We start from the raw sequence: 17999 nt of genomic DNA on the forward strand, positions 1-17999 counted from the left end.
CTGCCGGAGGCCCCGCCGACGAACCGGCGTCAGGCGTCGTCGGGCAGCGGGAGCCCCGCGCGCCCCACGACGGCGACGACGTGGGCGCCGAGCGCCTCGCGCAGGGCCGCGTTCGCCTGCTCGACGGCCGCCCGGCCGCTGACGCCCGGCGCGCGCTCCAGCACGAGCGGCGGGCCGAACTCGACGTGGAGCCGCCGCCGCGGCCCGGGCAGACGCCCCGTGGACTCCCCCGTGCGTCGAGTCCCCAGCACGGCGACCGGCACGACCGGCGCGCCGGACGTCACCGCGAGCCAGGCGACGCCCGCGCGACCCGTGGACCCGTCGCCCCGGCCGCGGTTGCCCTCGGGGAAGATCCCGACGACGTCGCCGCGCCGCAGCACGGCCAGGGCCGTCACCAGGGCGGCGCGCCCCCCGCTGCGGTCGACCGGGATCTGCCCCGCGGCGCGCAGGATCGACCCGACCGGGCCGCGGAAGGCCTCCTCCTTGACCAGGATGTGCGTGCCGCGCGGGGCCGCGCCGTGCAGCACGGGGCCGTCGGCCACGCCGAGGTGGTTGGCGGCGAGGATCACGGGCCCGCTGGCGGGCACGTGGTGCGCGCCCACGACGCGCGTGCGCCACACGACGTGGGCGAGGAACCGGCCCACCGCGCGTGACCACCGCGGCACGGGCCTGCCCCCGGGCGGGCTCGACGCGGGGTCGCCCGCCGCCGGCTTCAGGCTCACGGCGTCGGCGTGTGGGCGGACCGGCCGGTCGACCGCTCGACGACGGCCAGGACCGCCTCCACCGTCTGCTCGAGGTCGAGCTCGGACGAGTCGACGGTCACGACCCCGTCGGCGGCGGTGCGGAACTCGACCACCGTGGAGTCCTGCTCGTCGCGCCGCACGACCTGGTCCCGCGTCGCGGCGAGGCTCGTCGCGTCGGCGGACCCGTGCAGCTCGCGCGCGCGGCGCGCCAGGCGCGCCTCCTCGCTCGCCGTGAGCAGGATGCGGACGTCGGCGTCGGGCGCGATGACGGTGGTGATGTCGCGGCCCTCCACGACGACGCCCCTGCCCTCGGCGAACCCCTGCGTCCCGCGCTCGACCTCGATGACGCGCCGCTGGCGGGCGCCGAGGTCGGCGCGCACGTCGAGGTTCGTCGCCACGGCGCTGACGGCCGCCGAGATCTCCCCGGTGCGGATCGCGGTGCCGACGTCGGTCCCACCGACCCGGAACACCGGGAACCGCGGGTTGAGGTCCAGCTCGAGGACCATGGCGTGCACGGCGGCGCTGACCGCCGGCCCGTCGGCGAGGTCGATGCCTTGCTCCAGGCACCACCACGTCGCCGCGCGGTACATCGCGCCCGTGTCCAGGTACGCCAGGCCGAGGCGCGCCGCGACCTGGCGGCACACGCTCGACTTCCCCGAGCCCGAGGGCCCGTCGACGGCGATGACGAGCGCACTCATCCGGCCAGCCTCCATCCACGTCCGCGCAGCTCGGCCTCGAGCCGGCCGCCCAGCCCGCGCAGCACCGAGACCGACGCCAGGCCGACGGCCTGCCGCGGGGCGTGCTCGAGCTGGAGCTCCTCCAGGTTGATCCCCGCCGCGCCGATCTCCGCCAGCAGCCGGGCGAGCTCGCCCGGCCGGTCCGGCACGAGGACCGTCACGACGTCGTAGGCGGTGCGGGCACCGCCGTGCTTGCCCGGGATCCGGGCCACGCCCGCGTTCCCGGCGGCGATCGCGCCCGCGACGGTCCCGAGCGCGCCGGACGGCGGCGCCTGCCCGGACGGGACCGCGGCGCTCTCGAGCGCCGTCACGACGCCGTCGAGGTCGTCGCGCAGCGCACGCAGGACGGGCGCGACGGCGGCGGCGTTCGCGGCGAGGATCGAGGTCCACAGCGCCGGGTCGCTGCCGGCCACGCGCGTGACGTCGCGCAGCCCCTGGCCCGCGAGGTCGAGCGCGGACGGGTCGGCCTCGCGCAGCCGCGCCGCGACGAGCGACGCCGCGATCTGCGGCACGTGCGAGACGAGGGCGACGGCGTCGTCGTGGGCGTCGGCCTCGAGCAGGATCGGCGTCGCGCCGAGGTCCGTGACCAGGCCGCGCACCGCGAGGAGCGCCTCGCCGGTGGAGGCGCCGGAGCCGACGACGACCCAGGGCCGGCCGAGGAACAGGTCCGGCCTGGCCGCGGTGGGCCCGGTGCGCTCCGAGCCCGCCATCGGGTGGGAGCCGACGTAGCGCGTCAGGTCCGCCCCACGCTCGCGCAGCGCGGCCAGGACGGCGCCCTTGACGCTCGCGACGTCGGTCACCACGGCGTCGGGGAACGCCTCGAGCTCGGCGGCGACGACGTCGGCGGTCACGTCGGGCGGGGCGGCCACGACCACGAGGCGCACGTCGCGCTCGTCCGGCGCCGCGACCCGTCCGGCGCCGACGTCCTGCGCGAGCAGGAGGGTGGTGCGCGACGGGTCGTGCAGCACCACGTCGACGCCGAGCGCGCGCAGGCCCATGCCGATGCTCGCGCCGAGCAGACCCGTGCCGACGACGCGCACGGGGCCGCGCGTGGCGGCCGGGGTCACTGGGCCAGGTCGCGACGCAGCACCGTCGCGCCGTGGAGGTACACGTGACGGACGTCCTCGCGGGGCCGGTCGAGCTCGGCGTGCGCCATGAGCCGCACGACGCGCGGCAGCGCACCGGGGACGTCGATCTCGACCGAGCACATGAGCGGCACGGATCCCATGCCCATCTCGCGCGCGGCCGTGGCGGGGAAGTCGCTGCGCAGGTCGGGCGTGCACGTGAAGAGGATCGAGATGAGCGCGTCGGTGTCGAGCTCGTTCGCCTCGAGCACCGCCCGGACCAGCTCCGCGGTCCGCTCGAACAGGTGCTCGCGGTCGTCGCGCTCGAGCTGGGTCGCCCCGCGGATCGCGCGGACGGTCATCGGGCACCTCCCTGGTCGGCGCGCCGACCGGCGCGACCGGCGGGCAGCGTACCCGCCCGCGCCCGGGTCACAGCCCCACCGCCGTCATGAGCGCCCCGAGCTCCTCGCGGCCCAGGACGCGCGTGCGCCCCGGGCGCAGGGAGCCGAGCCGGATCGGACCGACCTGGGTGCGCACGAGCCGGGTCACGGGATGGCCGACCTCCTCCAGGAGGCGGCGCACGATGTGGTTGCGGCCCTCGTGCAGCACGACCTCGACGAGGGTGCGGTCCGGGGCCGTGTCGACCACCCGGAACTCGTCGACCTTCGCCAGCCCGTCCTCGAGCACGACGCCCGAGCGCAGGCGCTGGCCCACGATGCCCTTGAGGCGGCCCTCGACCGTCGCCAGGTAGGTCTTCTGCACGCCGTGCGAGGGGTGGGCGAGGCGGTTGGCCAGCTCGCCGTCGTTCGTCATCAGCAGCAGGCCCTCCGTCTCCGCGTCGAGCCGGCCGACGTGGAACAGGCGCTCCTCGCGGTCCGCCACCAGGTCCGCGAGCGACGGGCGGCCCTGCGGGTCGTGCATCGTCGAGACGACGCCGAGCGGCTTGTTGAGCGCGAGCGTCACGAGCGAGGTGTCGAGCTGCAGCCGCATCCCGTCGACGTGCACGACCGCGCGCCGCGGATCCACCCGCACGCCGAGCTCGCGCACGTTCACGCCGTCGACCTCGACCCGGCCGGCCTCGATGAGCCGCTCGCACGCGCGGCGCGAGCCGAGGCCCGCCGTCGCGAGCACCTTCTGCAGCCGCACCCCGTCCGGGTCGTGCACGTCTCGCTGCTTCTGGGGACTCATGCGTCTGCTCCTCGGGTGCTACGGGTGTCGTCGTCCAGCTGGATCGACTCGATGTCAGGCAGGTAGGGCGCCAGCGGCGGGAGCTCGTCGAGGCTCCTCATGCCCAGGCGCTCCAGGAAGTACGACGTCGTGCCGTACAGGACCGCGCCGCTCGGCTCGGTGCCGAGCTCGGCCACGAGCCCGCGCGCGGTCAGCGTCCGGACGACGGAGTCGACGTTCACGCCGCGGACCGCCGAGACCTGGCCGCGCGTGACGGGCTGGCGGTAGGCGATCACGGCGAGCGTCTCGAGCGCCGCCTGCGTCAGGCGGGCGGTCTGCCCGTCGAGCACGAAGCGTCCGACGACGTCGGCGTGCGCGGGGGCCGAATAGATGCGCCACCCGCCCGCGACGTGGCGCAGCTCGAAGCCGCGCGGGCGGTGGCCCGGTCCCCCGCGGTACTCGGCGGCGAGCGCGAGCAGCAGGCCCTCGACCTCCTCGGTCGGCAGGCCGAGCACCGTCGCGAGCTGCACGGCGCTCACCGGCTCGTCCGCGACCATGAGGACGGCCTCGACCGCCGCCGCGGCGCCCCCGGGCAGGTCCGCGACCTCGAAGGCCAGCTCGTCCACCGCGGGCGACGCCTCCGGCTCCGCCGGGGGTGTCGCCGGGGTCGTCTCGTCGCTCATGCCGGTGCGTCCTGTCCGTCGTAGTCGTCGACGACGTCGACGTCGCCCTCCTCGCCGCCCGTCCACCGCACGGTGAGCTCGCCGAGCGGGTCGATCTGGTCGAACGCGACGACGCCCTCCCGGAACAGCTCGAGCAGCGCCAGGAAGCGCACGACGACGACGAGCGTCGAGTCGGCGTCCTGCACGAGCGCCCGGAACGAGCCGGCACCGTGGCGCCGCAGGCGCTCGACCAGCACCGCCGCCTGCTCGCGCACGGACACCGCCGGCGCGTGCAGGTGGGACAGGTCCACGCCCGGGGGCGCCTCGCGGGGCCGCAGCGCGTGCGCCGCGAGGATCGCGAGCTCGGAGGCCCCGATCCCGAGCACCAGCTCCGGCAGGAGGGCGGCGAGCTGCGGCTCCATGGCCACGGCGCGCGGCAGGCTGCGCGCCTGCGCCGCGAGCCGCTCCGCCATGGCGGCGGCCGCCTCCTTGTAGGCGCGGTACTGCAGCAGCCGCGCGAACAGCAGGTCCCGGGCCTCGAGCATCTCGAGGTCCTCGGCGTCCTCGACCACCCCCGTGGGCAGCAGGCGCGCGGCCTTGAGGTCGAGCAGCGTGGCCGCCACGACGAGGAACTCGCTGATGCGCCCCAGCTCCCACGGCGCGTCACCCTGCTCGGCGGCGCGGACCGCGGCGATGAACTCGTCGGTCACCTGGGCCAGGGCCACCTCGGTGATGTCGAGCTTGTGCTTCGCGATCAGGCCGAGCAGCAGGTCGAACGGCCCCGTGAAGTTCTCGAGGTGGACCTCGAAGGGCTCCCCGCGCGAGGTCTCGCCGCGGGCCGGCGTCGTGGGTGCTGCGGTCGCGACCGCGACGTCAGGCGGCATCGCCGCGCGCCACGAGCTCGCGCGCGAGCTGGCGGTAGGCCGCCGCTCCGGCGTGCGACGGGGCGTAGCTGGTGATGGGCTCGGCCGCGACCGACGAGTCCGGGAACTTCACCGTGCGGCCGATGACCGTGTGGAGCAGCTGGTCCCCGAAGGCCTCGTGCACGCGCGCGAGCACCTCCTTGGAGTGCAGCGTGCGCGGGTCGTGCATCGTGGCCAGGATGCCGTCGACCTCGAGGCGCGGGTTGAGCCGGTCCCGGACCTTCTCGACGGTCTCGACCAGGAGCGCGACGCCGCGCAGCGCGAAGAACTCGCACTCGAGCGGGATGAGCACGCCGTGGGCGGCCGTGAGCGCGTTGACCGTCAGCAGGCCGAGCGACGGCTGGCAGTCGACGAGGATGACGTCGTACTCCTCCTCGGCCGGCCGCAGGACGCGCGAGAGGATCGACTCGCGCGCGACCTCGCCGACCAGCTGCACCTCGGCGGCCGACAGGTCGATGTTCGCCGGCAGCAGGTCGAGGCCCTCGACCGCCGTCGGGCGGATGACGTCGGCGAGCGACGCGCTGCGCTCCATGAGCAGGTTGTAGACGGTCTTGTCGAGCTCGTGCGGCGAGGTGCCGAGGCCGACGGACGCGGCGCCCTGCGGGTCGAAGTCGACGATGAGCACGCGGCGGCCGTAGTCGGCCAGGGCGGCGCCCAGGTTGATGGTGGTCGTCGTCTTGCCGACGCCGCCCTTCTGGTTGCACAGCGCGATGATGCGCGCCGGCCCGTGGGAGGCGAGCGGCGCGGGGTCGGCGAACACCGGCAACGGGCGGCCGACCGGGTCGGTCGCCATCGTCTCGGGGGCGTCCGGATCCAGGCTGGTCACGGCCCCGAGATTACCCCAGGCACCGCCCGGCGCCCCGCCGCAAACGCCGTCGCCGCCGGCTCAGCCCAGGGCGCGGGGGTGCGCCGCGGCGTAGACCTCGCGCAGCGTGTCCGGCGTCACCATCGTGTAGATCTGCGTCGTGGTCACCGAGGCGTGGCCCAGCAGCTCCTGGACGACGCGCACGTCGGCGCCGCCCGCGAGCAGGTGGGTCGCGAACGAGTGCCGCAGCGTGTGCGGCGACACGTCGCCGGCCCGCTCCAGCCCCGCGCGCTCCGCCGCCAGCCGCAGGACGGCCCAGGCGCTCTGCCGGCTCAGCCGGGCGCCGCGCGTGTTGAGGAAGACGGCCGGCGTGCCGCGCCCGGCCGCGGCGAGCACGGGACGCGCCCGGACGAGGTAGGACTCCGTCGCCTCCCGGGCGAAGGACCCGACGGGCACGACGCGCTCCTTGCGCCCCTTGCCGAGCAGGCGCGCCGCGGCCGCGGCGGGGTCGAGCTCCAGGTCGTCGACGTCGAGCCCGACGACCTCGCTGATGCGCGCGCCCGTGGAGTAGAGGAGCTCGAGCAGCGCGCGGTCGCGCAGCGGCACGGGGCCGTCTCCGAGGCCGGCGGCCTCGAGCAGCCGCTCGACGTCGTCGGTGGACAGCGCCTTGGGCAGGCGCCGGGCCTGCGCCGGCGGACGCACCGCGCGCGAGGGGTCCTGCTCCGTCAGGCCCTCCAGGGTGCAGAACCGGTGCCAGCCGTGGACCGCCGCGATGGTGCGCGCGGTCGACGCCGCCGACAGCGCGCTGGAACCGTCGGACCCGGTCCGCACCGAGGTGACGAAGTCCTGCACGTCGGCCTCGGTCACCTGAGCCACCGACGTCCTGCCGCGGGCCGCGAGGTGGGCCGTGTAGCGCCGCAGGTCGCGGCGGTACGCGGCCAGCGTGTTGGCGGCGAGGCCGCGCTCCACCGCGAGGTGGTCCAAGTAGGTGCCGACCTCGCGCTCGAGGGCGTCACCGGCCGCACGGTCCGCCTCGGTCCGCGCGTCCCGCGCCGGTGCGGCCACGGCGGCTCAGACCGGCAGGAAGGGGTCGACCGCGATGGCGACGAAGAGCAGGGTCAGGTACGTGATCGAGCCGTGGAAGACCCGCATCTCCCCCAGCTTGACGCCGGGGCGCGGGGCGCGTGCCCGGCGGAGCAGCCCGATGGTCGAGCCCAGGAACCACAGGCCCAGCCCGCCCGCCGCGACGGCGTAGACCCACGTCATGTCGGCGAGGGGCACCAGCGCCAGCGAGCAGCCGATCATGCCCAGCGTGTAGGCGACCATCTCCCAGGAGACCTTCACGTCGTCCGCGACGACGGGCAGCATCGGGACGCCGGCCGCGGCGTAGTCCTTGCGGAACTTCATCGACAGCGGCCAGTAGTGCGGCGGCGTCCAGAAGAAGATCACGCCGAAGAGCGCGACGGGCGCCCAGGCGATCGAGTCGGTCACGGCGGACCACCCGATCAGCACCGGCATGCAGCCGGCCGCGCCGCCCCACACGATGTTCTGCGGCGTGCGCCGCTTGAGGATCATCGTGTAGCCGACGACGTAGAGCAGGATCGCGCCGAGCGCCAGGGCCGCCGACAGGACGTTGACGAGGACCGCGAACCAGGCGATCGCGAAGAGGCCGAGCAGCCACCCGAACACCAGCGCCGCGCGGGGCGTGACCTCGCCCGTGACCAGGGGGCGCCGCTTCGTGCGGTTCATCACCTCGTCGATGTCGCGATCGAGGTAGCAGTTGAAGACGTTGGCCGAGCCCGCGGCCGCGGTGCCGCCCACGAGGGTCGCCAGGACGAGCCCGACGGCCGGGAAGCCCCGCTCGGCGAGGATCATGGTGGGCACCGTCGTGATGAGCAGCAGCTCGATGATGCGGGGCTTGGTCAGGGCGACGTACGCCCCGACCCGGGCGCGGACGGCCGCGGCCCGCGAGCGCGTCCCGACGGGGGCCGCGGTCACCGCGGCGCCCGCCCCGTGGACCGGACGGACGGCGGCGCCGGGCTCGGCGTCGAGTCGTCCACTGGCAGTGCGCACGTCGGCAAGGCTCCGTTCCGCGGGGATGTCGCGACCATGGTAGGCCGACGTCGCCCCGGGGTGCGTCCGGCGCGTCCACCAGGCGGCGCGGCGCCCAGGCGCACGTGCTCACCGGTAGGCTCGAACCGTGACCCGACGCACACCGTCGGGCACCCCGGCGCACGCCACCGGCCCCTTCGGGTCCCTGGACGCGTGCGCACGCACCAGGCGACGACCCGGGCGACCGCTCGGGCAGGAATGAGGCTCCGTGAACGCGTCCCCCACCCCGACCGCAGAGGTCACGCTCGAGTGGTCGGACCTCGACCGCCGCGCCGTCGACACCGTCCGTGTGCTGGCGGCGGACGCCGTGGAGAAGGTCGGCAACGGTCATCCCGGGACGGCGATCAGCCTCGCGCCCGCGGCCTACCTGCTCTACCAGCGCGTCATGCGCCACGACCCGGCCGACCAGCACTGGCTGGGCCGCGACCGCTTCATCCTCTCCGCCGGGCACTCGAGCCTGACGCAGTACATCCAGCTCTACCTGGCCGGCTACGGCCTCGAGGTCGAGGACATCGCGGCGCTGCGCACCTGGGGCTCCAAGACGCCCGGCCACCCCGAGTACCGCCACACCGACGGCGTCGAGATCACGACCGGCCCGCTGGGCCAGGGCCTGGCGAGCGCGGTCGGGGTCGCGATGGCGGCGCGCCGCGAGCGCGGCCTGCTCGACCCCGACGCCGCACCGGGCACGAGCCCGTTCGACCACCACGTCTACGTCATCGCCTCCGACGGCGACCTGCAGGAGGGCGTCACGAGCGAGGCGTCCTCGCTCGCCGGCACGCAGAAGCTCGGCAACCTCATCGTGCTGTGGGACGACAACCACATCTCCATCGAGGGCGACACGGAGATCGCCTTCACGGAGGACGTCCTGGGCCGGTACGAGGCCTACGGCTGGCACGTCCAGTCCGTCGACTGGACGCAGACCGCCGACGGCAGCCCCTACGCCGAGGACGTCGAGGCCCTCGCCGCCGCGCTCGAGGCCGCCAAGCAGGTCACGGACCGCCCGTCGTTCATCCGGCTGCGCACGATCATCGCCTGGCCCTCGCCGACCAAGCAGAACACGCACGGGTCGCACGGCTCGAAGCTCGGTGGCGACGAGGTGCGCGGCCTCAAGGAGCTCCTGGGCTTCGACCCGGAGAAGTCGTTCGACGTCGAGCCCGAGGTGATCGCGCACACCCGCAAGGCGCTCGAGCGCGGGGCGGCCGCCAAGGCGCAGTGGCAGGAGGGCTACGAGGCGTGGCGTGCCGCCAACCCGGACCGCGCGGCGCTGCTCGACCGGCTCGTGGCCAGGGAGCTGCCGGAGGGCTGGACCGACGCGCTGCCGACGTTCCCGGCGGGCAAGTCCGTGGCGACCCGCGCGGCGTCCGGCGAGGTCCTCTCGGCGCTCGCGCCCGTGCTCCCGGAGCTGTGGGGGGGCTCGGCCGACCTCGCGGGCTCCAACAACACGACGATGAAGGGCGAGCCGTCCTTCATCCCGGCCGAGCGCTCGACCCACGAGTTCGCGGGCCACGAGTACGGCCGCACGCTGCACTTCGGCATCCGCGAGCACGCCATGGGCGCGATCCTCTCGGGCATCGTGCTGCACGGCCTGACGCGCGCCTACGGCGGCACGTTCTTCACGTTCAGCGACTACATGCGCGGCGCCGTGCGCCTCGCCGCACTCATGGGCGTGCCGAGCATCTACGTCTGGACGCACGACTCCATCGGCCTCGGCGAGGACGGCCCGACGCACCAGCCGGTCGAGCACCTCACGGCCGTGCGGGCCATTCCCGGCCTGGCCGTGGTCCGGCCCGCCGACGCCAACGAGACGGCGCAGGCGTGGAAGGCGATCCTCGAGCGCACGGACCACCCGGTCGGCCTCGTCCTGACCCGGCAGAACGTGCCCACGTTCCCCCGCGGCGAGGACGGGTTCGCGTCCGCCGAGGGCGTCGCCCGCGGCGCCTACGTGCTGCTCGAGGCCAGCACGGGCACGCCCGACGTGATCCTCATCGGCACGGGCTCCGAGGTGCAGCTGGCCGTGGCGGCGCGCGAGCAGCTCGAGGCGGACGGCATCGCGACGCGCGTCGTCTCCGCACCGAGCCTGGAGTGGTTCGCCGAGCAGGACGAGGCGTACCGCGAGCAGGTGCTCCCGGTGGCCGTCCGCGCCCGGGTGTCCGTCGAGGCCGGCATCGCCCTCTCGTGGCACAAGATCGTCGGCGACGCCGGCCGGACCGTCTCGCTCGAGCACTACGGGGCCTCGGCCGACTACGAGACCCTCTACCGCGAGTTCGGCCTCACGCCCGAGGCGGTCGTCGCCGCGGCCCGCGAGTCCCTCGCCGCCGCGTCGCGCGACAGCGGCCCGGGCACCGCGTCCGTGCCCACCGAGAGCGGCACCGGCGACCTCTGACCGACGTCCCGCACGTAGGGCCCCGGCCGCGAGGCGGCCGGGGCCCGGAGCACCGAAGGAGCACGCCATGACCGAATCCGGCACCGCCCTGCCCGCACCCGTCGCCGCCCTGCGCGACGCCGGGGTGGCGATCTGGCTGGACGACCTCTCGCGCGAGCTCCTGCGCGGCGGCGGCCTCGAGCGGCTCGTGCGCGAACGCGGCGTCGTCGGGGTCACCACCAACCCGACGATCTTCGCGTCGGCTCTGAGCAAGGGCAGCGCCTACGACGCCCAGCTCGCCGAGCTCGCCGCCGCCGGCGCCGACGTCGACGACGCGGTGTTCGCGATCACCACGGACGACGTCCGCGACGCGTGCGACGCCCTCGCCGACGTGTACGCGGCGACGGGCGGGCTCGACGGGCGCGTGTCCATCGAGGTCGACCCGCGGCTCGCGCGGGACACCGACGGCACCGTCGCGACGGCCGAGCGCCTGTGGCGCACGGTCGACCGCCCGAACCTCTACATCAAGATCCCGGCGACCGTGGAGGGCCTGCCCGCGATCACCGCGGTGATCGCGCAGGGCATGAGCGTCAACGTCACGCTGATCTTCTCCCTCGAGCGCTACCAGGCCGTCCTGGACGCCTACCAGGCAGGGCTCGAGCAGGCGCGCGAGGCCGGCATCGACCTGGCCGCCATCCACTCGGTCGCGTCGTTCTTCGTCTCGCGCGTCGACGCCGCGATCGACGCACGGCTGGACGACCTCGGCTCGGCGGAGGCGGCCGCGCTGCGCGGCTCGATCGCCATCGCCAACGCGCGCCTGGCGTACCGGCGCTACGAGGAGGTCCTCGCGGGCGAGCGCTGGCGGGCGCTGGCCGCGGCCGGCGCCAACGCGCAGCGGCCCCTGTGGGCCTCGACGGGCGTCAAGGACAAGGCCTACCCCGACACGCGCTACGTGGACGAGCTCGTGGCCCCCGGCGTGGTGAACACCATGCCCGGTGCCACCCTGGAGGCCGTGGCCGACCACGGCCGGATCACGGGCGACACCGTGACGGGCGGGTACGCGGCGGCGGACCAGGCGCTCGAGCGCCTCGCCGCGCTCGGCATCGACCTGGGCGACGTCACGGAGGGGCTCGAGGCCGAGGGCGTCGAGAAGTTCGAGAAGAGCTGGGACGAGCTCCTCGCGACCGTGCAGGCCGGCCTGGCCCGCAGCACCGCGGTGACCGGCGACGCGCAGGGCGCCCGGTGAGCCCCACGCGCGTCACGCCCGCGGCGAACCCGCTCCGGGACCCCCGCGACCGCCGCCTGCCCCGGATCGCGGGTCCGTGCGGCCTGGTCATCTTCGGGGTGACGGGCGACCTCGCCCGCCGCAAGCTCATGCCCGCCGTCTACGACCTCGCGAACCGGGGGCTGCTCCCCCCGGGCTTCGCGCTCACCGGGTTCGCGCGCCGCGACTGGGCGACGCAGGACTTCGCCGAGGTGGTGCACGACGCCGTCAAGAAGAACGCGCGCACGCCCTTCCGCGAGAGCACATGGGAGCAGCTCGCCAAGGGCATCCGCTTCGTCCAGGGCGAGTTCGACGACGACGCCGCGTTCGACCGGCTGAGCCAGACCGTCAAGGAGCTCGACGCGGAGCAGGGCACGGGCGGCAACCACGCCTTCTACCTCTCCGTGCCGCCGGGGGCCTTCCCGCTGGTGTGCCGCCAGCTCGCGCGCTCCGGCCTGTCCAAGCAGGAGGAGACCGCCTGGCGGCGGGTCGTCATCGAGAAGCCGTTCGGCCACGACCTGGCCAGCGCGCGCGAGCTGAACGACGTCGTCTCGGAGGTTTTCGAGCCCGAGTCGGTCTTCCGGATCGACCACTACCTGGGCAAGGAGACCGTCCAGAACATGCTGGCGCTGCGGTTCGCCAACCAGCTGTTCGAGCCGATCTGGAACGCCAACAACGTCGACCACGTGCAGATCACGATGGCCGAGGACATCGGGATCGGCGGGCGGGCCGGGTACTACGACGGCATCGGCGCCGCGCGCGACGTCATCCAGAACCACCTGCTCCAGCTCCTGGCCCTGACGGCCATGGAGGAGCCCGTCTCCTTCGACCCGCAGGACCTGCGGGCGGAGAAGGAGAAGGTGCTCTCCGCCGTGCGGGTGCCCAAGGACCTGGGACGGCACACGGCCCGCGGGCAGTACGCTGCGGGCTGGCAGGGCGGCGAGGAGGTCGTCGGGTATCTCGACGAGGACGGCATCGCGCCCGACTCGATCACCGAGACCTACGCCGCGATCCGCGTCGACATCGACACCCGGCGCTGGGCGGGGGTGCCGTTCTACCTGCGCGCGGGCAAGCGCCTGGGCCGTCGGGTCACCGAGATCGCCGTCGTCTTCAAGAAGGCGCCCCACCTGCCCTTCGAGTCCACGGCGACGGAGGAGCTCGGCAAGAACGCGCTCGTCATCCGGGTCCAGCCCGACGAGGGCGTGACGATCCGCTTCGGCTCCAAGGTGCCCGGCACGGCGATGGAGGTGCGCGACGTCACGATGGACTTCGGGTACGGGCACGCCTTCACCGAGTCCTCCCCCGAGGCCTACGAGCGGCTCATCCTCGACGTCCTGCTGGGCGACCCGCCGCTGTTCCCGCGCCACGAGGAGGTCGAGCTCTCCTGGAAGATCCTCGACCCGATCACGGCGTACTGGGCGCGGCACGGCAAGCCGGAGGCGTACCGCTCCGGCACGTGGGGCCCGGACTCCGCGGACGAGATGATGGCGCGCGACGGCCGCGCCTGGCGCCGGCCGTGACCGGCCGGACCGGAAGGGCGGCACGATGATCATCGATCTTCCCGACACCACGACCACCGCGGTCACCAAGGCGCTCGTGCGGCTGCGCGACGAGGGTGGCGCGGTCGCGCTCGGCCGGGTCCTCACGCTGGTCATCGACGCGACCCCGGACACCGTCGAGGAGGCCGTCGAGGCCGCCAACGACGCGAGCCGCGAGCACCCGTGCCGCGTGATCGTGCTGGTGCACGACGCCGACCGCACCACCCCGCGGCTCGACGCCGAGATCCGCGTCGGCGGGGACGCGGGCGCCAGCGAGGTCGTCCTGCTGCGCGCCTCGGGCGAGATGATCGCCCACGCGGACACGCTCGTCATGCCGCTGCTGCTGCCCGACGCGCCGATCGTGGCCTGGTGGCCCGCGGAGCTGCCGGAGCACCCCGCCGCGCACCCGATCGGCACGATGGCCCAGCGGCGCATCACCGACTCCCTCGCGTGCTCCGACCCGCTCGCGACCCTGGTCCGGCTGCGCGACGGCCACCGCGCCGGCGACACGGACCTCGCCTGGACCCGCATCACCGTCTGGCGGGGGATCCTCGCCGCGGCGCTGGACCAGCCGCCGTTCGAGCCGGTGACCCGCGCCGAGGTCCACGGGCACGAGTCGCACCCCTCGGTCGTGCTGCTGGCCGCCTGGCTCGCCCACGCGCTGCGCTGCGAGGTCGAGATCGTCCGCGAGAAGGACGTCCCGGCCATCACCAAGGTCGTCCTCGAGCGGGCGTCCGGCCCCGTGATCGTGTCCCGGCCCGACGGCCGCATCGCCACCGTCGAGCAGCCGGGGCAGCCCGTGCGCACCACGGCGATGCCGCTGCGGTCGCTGCGCGAGTGCCTCTCGGAGGAGCTGCGGCGCCTGGATCCGGACGAGGTCTACGGCGAGGTCCTCCTCGACGGGCTCGAGCGCGTGGGAGCCGCGTGAGCGCGCGGGTCGCCGTCGTGCACCCCGACGCCGCGACGCTCGCGCGGGCCACGGCCGCCCGCCTGCTCCTGCGGCTCATCGACGGGCAGAGCACCCGGCGGCCGCTGCACGTCGCGCTCACGGGCGGCACGGTCGGCATCCGCACGCTCGCCGAGGTCGCGGCCTCGCCCCTGCGCGACGCCGTCGACTGGACCGGCGTCCACCTGTGGTGGGGCGACGAGCGCTTCCTGCCCACCGGCGACGCCGACCGGAACGAGACCCAGGCCCGTGAGGCGCTCCTGGACGCGCTGCCCGTGCCTGCGCAGAACGTGCACCCCGTGCCGGGACCCGACCGCGCCGGCTCGCCGGAGGCGGCCGCCGAGGCCTACGCCGCGGACCTGGCGCGCTACGCCGCCCCCGCGGGCGCCGCGCAGGACGACGCCGGCCCGGCCGTGCCGGCGTTCGACGTGGTGCTGCTCGGGATGGGCCCGGACGGCCACGTCGCGTCGCTCTTCCCGGGGCACGACGCCCTCGCGGTCCTCGACCGGACGGTCGTCGGCGTCCACGGCTCCCCGAAGCCGCCCCCGGAGCGCGTCAGCCTGACGTTCCCGGCCCTCGAGGCGGCGTCGGAGATCTGGGTCGTCGCGGCCGGCGCGGAGAAGGCCGAGGCGGTCGCGCGCGCCCTCGCGGGCGACGACGTCCGCTCCACGCCCGCGGCCGGCGCCCTGGGCCGCGAGCGCACGCTCTGGCTCCTCGACGTCGCCGCAGCCGGCTGAGCACGACCGGCGGCGCGAGGTCAGGACAGGGTCAGCGGCCGCGGCGCGCGCGCAGCGCGCTGAGGGCCTCGTCGAGGATGGCGGCGCCGTCCTCGTCGCTGCGCCGCTCCTTCACGTACGCCAGGTGCGTCTTGTACGGCTCGTTGCGCGACGGCGACGGCGGGTTGTCCTTGTCCTGACCCGCCGGGAAGCCGCACCGCGGGCAGTCCCAGGTCTCGGGCGCCTCGGCGTTGCCCTCCTGGGAGAAGCTCGGCTTGGTCTCGTGGCCGTTGGCGCACCAGTAGGAGACCCAGAACCGGGGGGCCTGGTCGCCACGCTCGGCCTCGCCCATGGGGCCGGCTCCGACGCGGGACCCTCGGATCGCGCTTCCGCTTGCCATCTGTTGCTCCTTAGGCGCTGACGCGCTGGATCAGGCCCAGCAGCACGACGACGAGCGTCCACAGGAGCGCCAGGCCGATCGTGAGCCGGTTGAGGTTCCGCTCGGCGACGCCGGAGCTGCCGGCGTTGCTGGAGATGCCGCCGCCGAACATGTCGGAGACTCCCCCGCCCTTGCCCTTGTGCAGCAGCACCAGGAGCACGACGAGGAAGCTGGTCAGGACCAGCAGGACCTGCAGGATGATGCGCAGTGCGTCCACGTGCTCGTACGTCCCTCGCAGTCGGATGATCGGCGCCGGCGGCGCCCGGTCAAGGATAGGCGACCCGGGCCCCTGCCCACGACAGGCGCCACGGGTGAACGGTCCCGGCGGAGCGGGGACCGGCGCCCTCCCGCGGGAGGGCGCCGGTCCGGCGGCTCAGCGAGCCGTCTGGTGCTCGCGGAAGCGGGCGATCTTGGCGAACTCCTCGGGGTCGAGGCTCGCTCCGCCGACGAGCGCGCCGTCGACGTCGGGCTTGTCCATGATCGCCGCGATGTTGCCGGACTTCACGGACCCGCCGTAGAGCACGCGCACACCGGCGGCGAGCTCGGGCGAGTACAGCTCGGCCAGCTTCTCGCGGATCGCGCCGCAGACCTCCTGCGCGTCCTCGGGCGTCGCGACCTCGCCGGTGCCGATGGCCCAGACGGGCTCGTAGGCGATGACGACGTCCTTGGCCTTGTCGGCCGGGAGGCCGGCCAGGCCGCCCTCGACCTGCGCGAGGGTGTACGCGACCTGCTCGCCGGCCTTGCGGACGTCGAGGCCCTCGCCGACGCACAGGATCGGGACGATCCCCTGCCCGAACGCGGACGCCACCTTGGCGGCGCACAGCGCGTCGTCCTCACCGTGGTACTGCCGGCGCTCGGAGTGGCCGACGGCCACGTAGGAGACGCCGAGCTTGGCGAGCATGACCGGCGAGATCTCGCCGGTGTACGCGCCCTCGGTGTGCGCCGAGACGTCCTGCGCGCCGTACTTGAGCTCGTACTTGTCCGCGTCGACGAGGGTCTGCACCGAGCGCAGGTCCGTGAACGGCACGAGCACCGCGACCTCGACGGCCGAGTAGTCGTGCTTGGCGTCCTTGAGCGACCACGCGAGCTTCTGGACGACCTGGATCGCCTGGTGGTGGTCGAGGTTCATCTTCCAGTTGCCCGCCATGAGCGGCGTGCGGGTCTGCGTGGCCATCAGGCCTCCTCCTCCAGGACGGCGATGCCGGGGAGCGACTTGCCCTCGAGGAACTCGAGGCTCGCCCCGCCACCGGTCGAGATGTGACCGAACCCGGCCTCGTCGAAGCCGAGCAGGCGCACGGCCGCCGCGGAGTCGCCGCCGCCGACGATCGTGAACGCACCGTTCGCGCCCGCGTCGACGAGCGCCTGCGCGACGGCGCGCGTGCCGTTCGAGAACGCCTCGAACTCGAAGACGCCGGCCGGGCCGTTCCAGACCACGGTCTTCGCGTCGAGGATCTTGCTGCGGAACAGCTCGCAGGAGTCCGGACCGATGTCCAGGCCGATGCGGCCGTCCGGGATGGCGTCCGCCGGGACGACGTCGTGCGGCGAGTCGGCCGCGAAGGCGTCGGCGACCACGATGTCCGTGGGCAGCACGATCTCCACCCCGCGCTGCTCGGCCTCGGCGAGGTAGCCCTTGACCGTCTCGATCTGGTCCTCCTCGAGCAGCGAGCTGCCCACGGAGTAGCCCTTGGCCGCGAGGAACGTGAAGACCATGCCGCCGCCGATCAGCAGCCGGTCGGCCTTGGTCAGCAGGTTCGCGATGACGCCGAGCTTGTCCGAGACCTTCGAGCCGCCGAGGACGACCACGTAGGGCCGCTCCGGGTCGTCGGTCGCCTTGCGCAGCGAGGCGACCTCCTTGAGCACGAGCGCGCCCACGGCCGAGGGGAGCTTGCGGGCGACGTCGTAGACGGACGCCTGCTTGCGGTGCACGACGCCGAAGCCGTCCGAGACGTACACGTCGGCGAGGGCGGCGAGCTCGCTCGCGAGCTCCTCACGCTCGGCGTCGACCTTCGAGGTCTCGCGCGGGTCGAAGCGGATGTTCTCGAGCAGCGCGATCTCGCCGTCGCCGAGGGCGGCGACCGTCGCCTTGGCGGACTCCCCCACCGTGTCCTGCGCGAGGGCGACGGGCTGGCCGAGCAGCTCGCCCAGCCGGGCCGCGACGGGCGCGAGCGAGTACTTGGCCTCCGGCGCGCCCTTCGGGCGGCCGAGGTGGGCGGTCACGACCACGCGGGCGCCCGCGTCGAGCAGCGCCTTCAGGGTCGGCAGGGCCGCGCGCACGCGGCCGTCGTCGGTGATCGTCGAGCCGTCGAGCGGCACGTTGAAGTCCGAGCGGACGAGGACGCGCTTGCCGCGCAGGTCCCCGAGGTCCTCGATGGTCTTCATGGTCCTCATTCCTGGTTGAAGAACGGTGGGGTCCCGCGGTGGCACGACCCCGGACATGACGGCGTCCGCGTACGCACCGCGACCCGGAGGCCGCGGTGCGCACGCGGACGCATGGTCGTGCTGTCGCTCAGCGCGTGCGGAC

The 17999-nt window shown here is 74.6% G+C and carries 19 protein-coding genes; 5 read left to right on the forward strand and 14 right to left on the reverse strand.

The genetic code is table 11. The annotated features are described in order from the left end of the window. Positions 1 to 29: 29 nt before the first annotated feature. The 10 genes from IDM29_RS00230 to IDM29_RS00275 all read right to left on the reverse strand — a co-directional run bounded on the left by IDM29_RS00230 (position 30) and on the right by IDM29_RS00275 (position 8099). Positions 30 to 722, reverse strand: coding sequence for a 1-acyl-sn-glycerol-3-phosphate acyltransferase (locus IDM29_RS00230; protein WP_182113834.1), 693 nt, complete (start codon positions 720 to 722; stop codon positions 30 to 32). Beyond that, complete coding sequence (gene cmk / locus IDM29_RS00235) at positions 719 to 1441, reverse strand: (d)CMP kinase (protein ID WP_182113833.1); 723 nt, start codon at positions 1439 to 1441, stop codon at positions 719 to 721. Before cmk ends, IDM29_RS00230 begins: the two co-directional genes overlap by 4 nt. Then, positions 1438 to 2547 (reverse strand): prephenate dehydrogenase, encoded by a 1110-nt coding sequence (locus tag IDM29_RS00240; RefSeq protein ID WP_182113832.1) that lies wholly within the window; start codon positions 2545 to 2547, stop codon positions 1438 to 1440. Before IDM29_RS00240 ends, cmk begins: the two co-directional genes overlap by 4 nt. Then, complete coding sequence (gene aroH, locus IDM29_RS00245) at positions 2544 to 2906, reverse strand: chorismate mutase (RefSeq protein WP_182113831.1); 363 nt, start codon at positions 2904 to 2906, stop codon at positions 2544 to 2546. The genes IDM29_RS00240 and aroH overlap by 4 nt, the downstream gene beginning before the upstream one ends. 67 nt (positions 2907 to 2973) lie before the next feature. Further along, positions 2974 to 3732, reverse strand: a complete 759-nt coding sequence (locus IDM29_RS00250) for a pseudouridine synthase (RefSeq protein WP_182113830.1) — start codon at positions 3730 to 3732, stop codon at positions 2974 to 2976. Then, the gene (gene scpB / locus IDM29_RS00255) at positions 3729 to 4394 is read right to left on the reverse strand and encodes an SMC-Scp complex subunit ScpB (protein ID WP_182113829.1); all 666 of its coding nucleotides are present in this window, start codon (positions 4392 to 4394) and stop codon (positions 3729 to 3731) included. Before scpB ends, IDM29_RS00250 begins: the two co-directional genes overlap by 4 nt. Next, on the reverse strand, positions 4391 to 5257 hold the full coding sequence (locus tag IDM29_RS00260; protein ID WP_182113828.1) for a ScpA family protein: 867 nt from the start codon (positions 5255 to 5257) through the stop codon (positions 4391 to 4393). The genes scpB and IDM29_RS00260 overlap by 4 nt, the downstream gene beginning before the upstream one ends. Next, complete coding sequence (locus tag IDM29_RS00265) at positions 5247 to 6089, reverse strand: ParA family protein (RefSeq protein WP_182114147.1); 843 nt, start codon at positions 6087 to 6089, stop codon at positions 5247 to 5249. Before IDM29_RS00265 ends, IDM29_RS00260 begins: the two co-directional genes overlap by 11 nt. A gap of 93 nt (positions 6090 to 6182) precedes the next feature. Beyond that, positions 6183 to 7166 (reverse strand): site-specific tyrosine recombinase XerD, encoded by a 984-nt coding sequence (gene xerD, locus IDM29_RS00270; RefSeq protein WP_182113827.1) that lies wholly within the window; start codon positions 7164 to 7166, stop codon positions 6183 to 6185. A gap of 6 nt (positions 7167 to 7172) precedes the next feature. Continuing rightward, positions 7173 to 8099, reverse strand: a complete 927-nt coding sequence (locus IDM29_RS00275) for a heme o synthase (RefSeq protein WP_182114146.1) — start codon at positions 8097 to 8099, stop codon at positions 7173 to 7175. A gap of 322 nt (positions 8100 to 8421) precedes the next feature. Here IDM29_RS00275 and tkt point away from each other — a divergent pair, with 322 nt between their 5' ends. From tkt to pgl, 5 genes are all read left to right on the forward strand, one after another. After that, positions 8422 to 10596, forward strand: coding sequence for a transketolase (tkt, locus tag IDM29_RS00280; protein ID WP_188036997.1), 2175 nt, complete (start codon positions 8422 to 8424; stop codon positions 10594 to 10596). Between the two features lie 67 nt (positions 10597 to 10663). After that, positions 10664 to 11821, forward strand: a complete 1158-nt coding sequence (gene tal / locus IDM29_RS00285) for a transaldolase (protein WP_188036998.1) — start codon at positions 10664 to 10666, stop codon at positions 11819 to 11821. Further along, positions 11818 to 13359: a glucose-6-phosphate dehydrogenase gene (zwf, locus tag IDM29_RS00290; protein ID WP_182113824.1), complete on the forward strand. Its 1542-nt coding sequence runs from the start codon at positions 11818 to 11820 to the stop codon at positions 13357 to 13359. Before tal ends, zwf begins: the two co-directional genes overlap by 4 nt. Positions 13360 to 13384: 25 nt before the next feature. Next, a complete protein-coding gene (locus IDM29_RS17065; protein ID WP_182113823.1) occupies positions 13385 to 14305 on the forward strand; it encodes a glucose-6-phosphate dehydrogenase assembly protein OpcA in 921 nt (306 codons plus the stop codon). After that, on the forward strand, positions 14302 to 15060 hold the full coding sequence (gene pgl, locus IDM29_RS00300) for a 6-phosphogluconolactonase (protein WP_188036999.1): 759 nt from the start codon (positions 14302 to 14304) through the stop codon (positions 15058 to 15060). Before IDM29_RS17065 ends, pgl begins: the two co-directional genes overlap by 4 nt. A 31-nt stretch (positions 15061 to 15091) precedes the next feature. Here the strand turns inward: pgl and IDM29_RS00305 are convergent, their stop codons facing one another. The 4 genes from IDM29_RS00305 to IDM29_RS00320 all read right to left on the reverse strand — a co-directional run bounded on the left by IDM29_RS00305 (position 15092) and on the right by IDM29_RS00320 (position 17857). After that, complete coding sequence (locus IDM29_RS00305; protein ID WP_182113821.1) at positions 15092 to 15439, reverse strand: RNA polymerase-binding protein RbpA; 348 nt, start codon at positions 15437 to 15439, stop codon at positions 15092 to 15094. A gap of 10 nt (positions 15440 to 15449) precedes the next feature. Then, on the reverse strand, positions 15450 to 15695 hold the full coding sequence (secG, locus tag IDM29_RS00310) for a preprotein translocase subunit SecG (protein WP_182113820.1): 246 nt from the start codon (positions 15693 to 15695) through the stop codon (positions 15450 to 15452). A gap of 156 nt (positions 15696 to 15851) precedes the next feature. After that, a complete protein-coding gene (gene tpiA / locus IDM29_RS00315) occupies positions 15852 to 16652 on the reverse strand; it encodes a triose-phosphate isomerase (RefSeq protein ID WP_182113819.1) in 801 nt (266 codons plus the stop codon). Beyond that, positions 16652 to 17857 carry a phosphoglycerate kinase gene (locus IDM29_RS00320; RefSeq protein WP_188037000.1) on the reverse strand — a complete coding sequence of 402 codons (1206 nt, stop codon included), beginning with the start codon at positions 17855 to 17857 and terminating at the stop codon, positions 16652 to 16654. The genes tpiA and IDM29_RS00320 overlap by 1 nt, the downstream gene beginning before the upstream one ends. Positions 17858 to 17999: the final 142 nt, after the last annotated feature.

The sequence above is a fragment of the Actinotalea sp. JY-7885 genome, from assembly GCF_014525465.1.
Lineage (GTDB): Bacteria > Actinomycetota > Actinomycetes > Actinomycetales > Cellulomonadaceae > Actinotalea.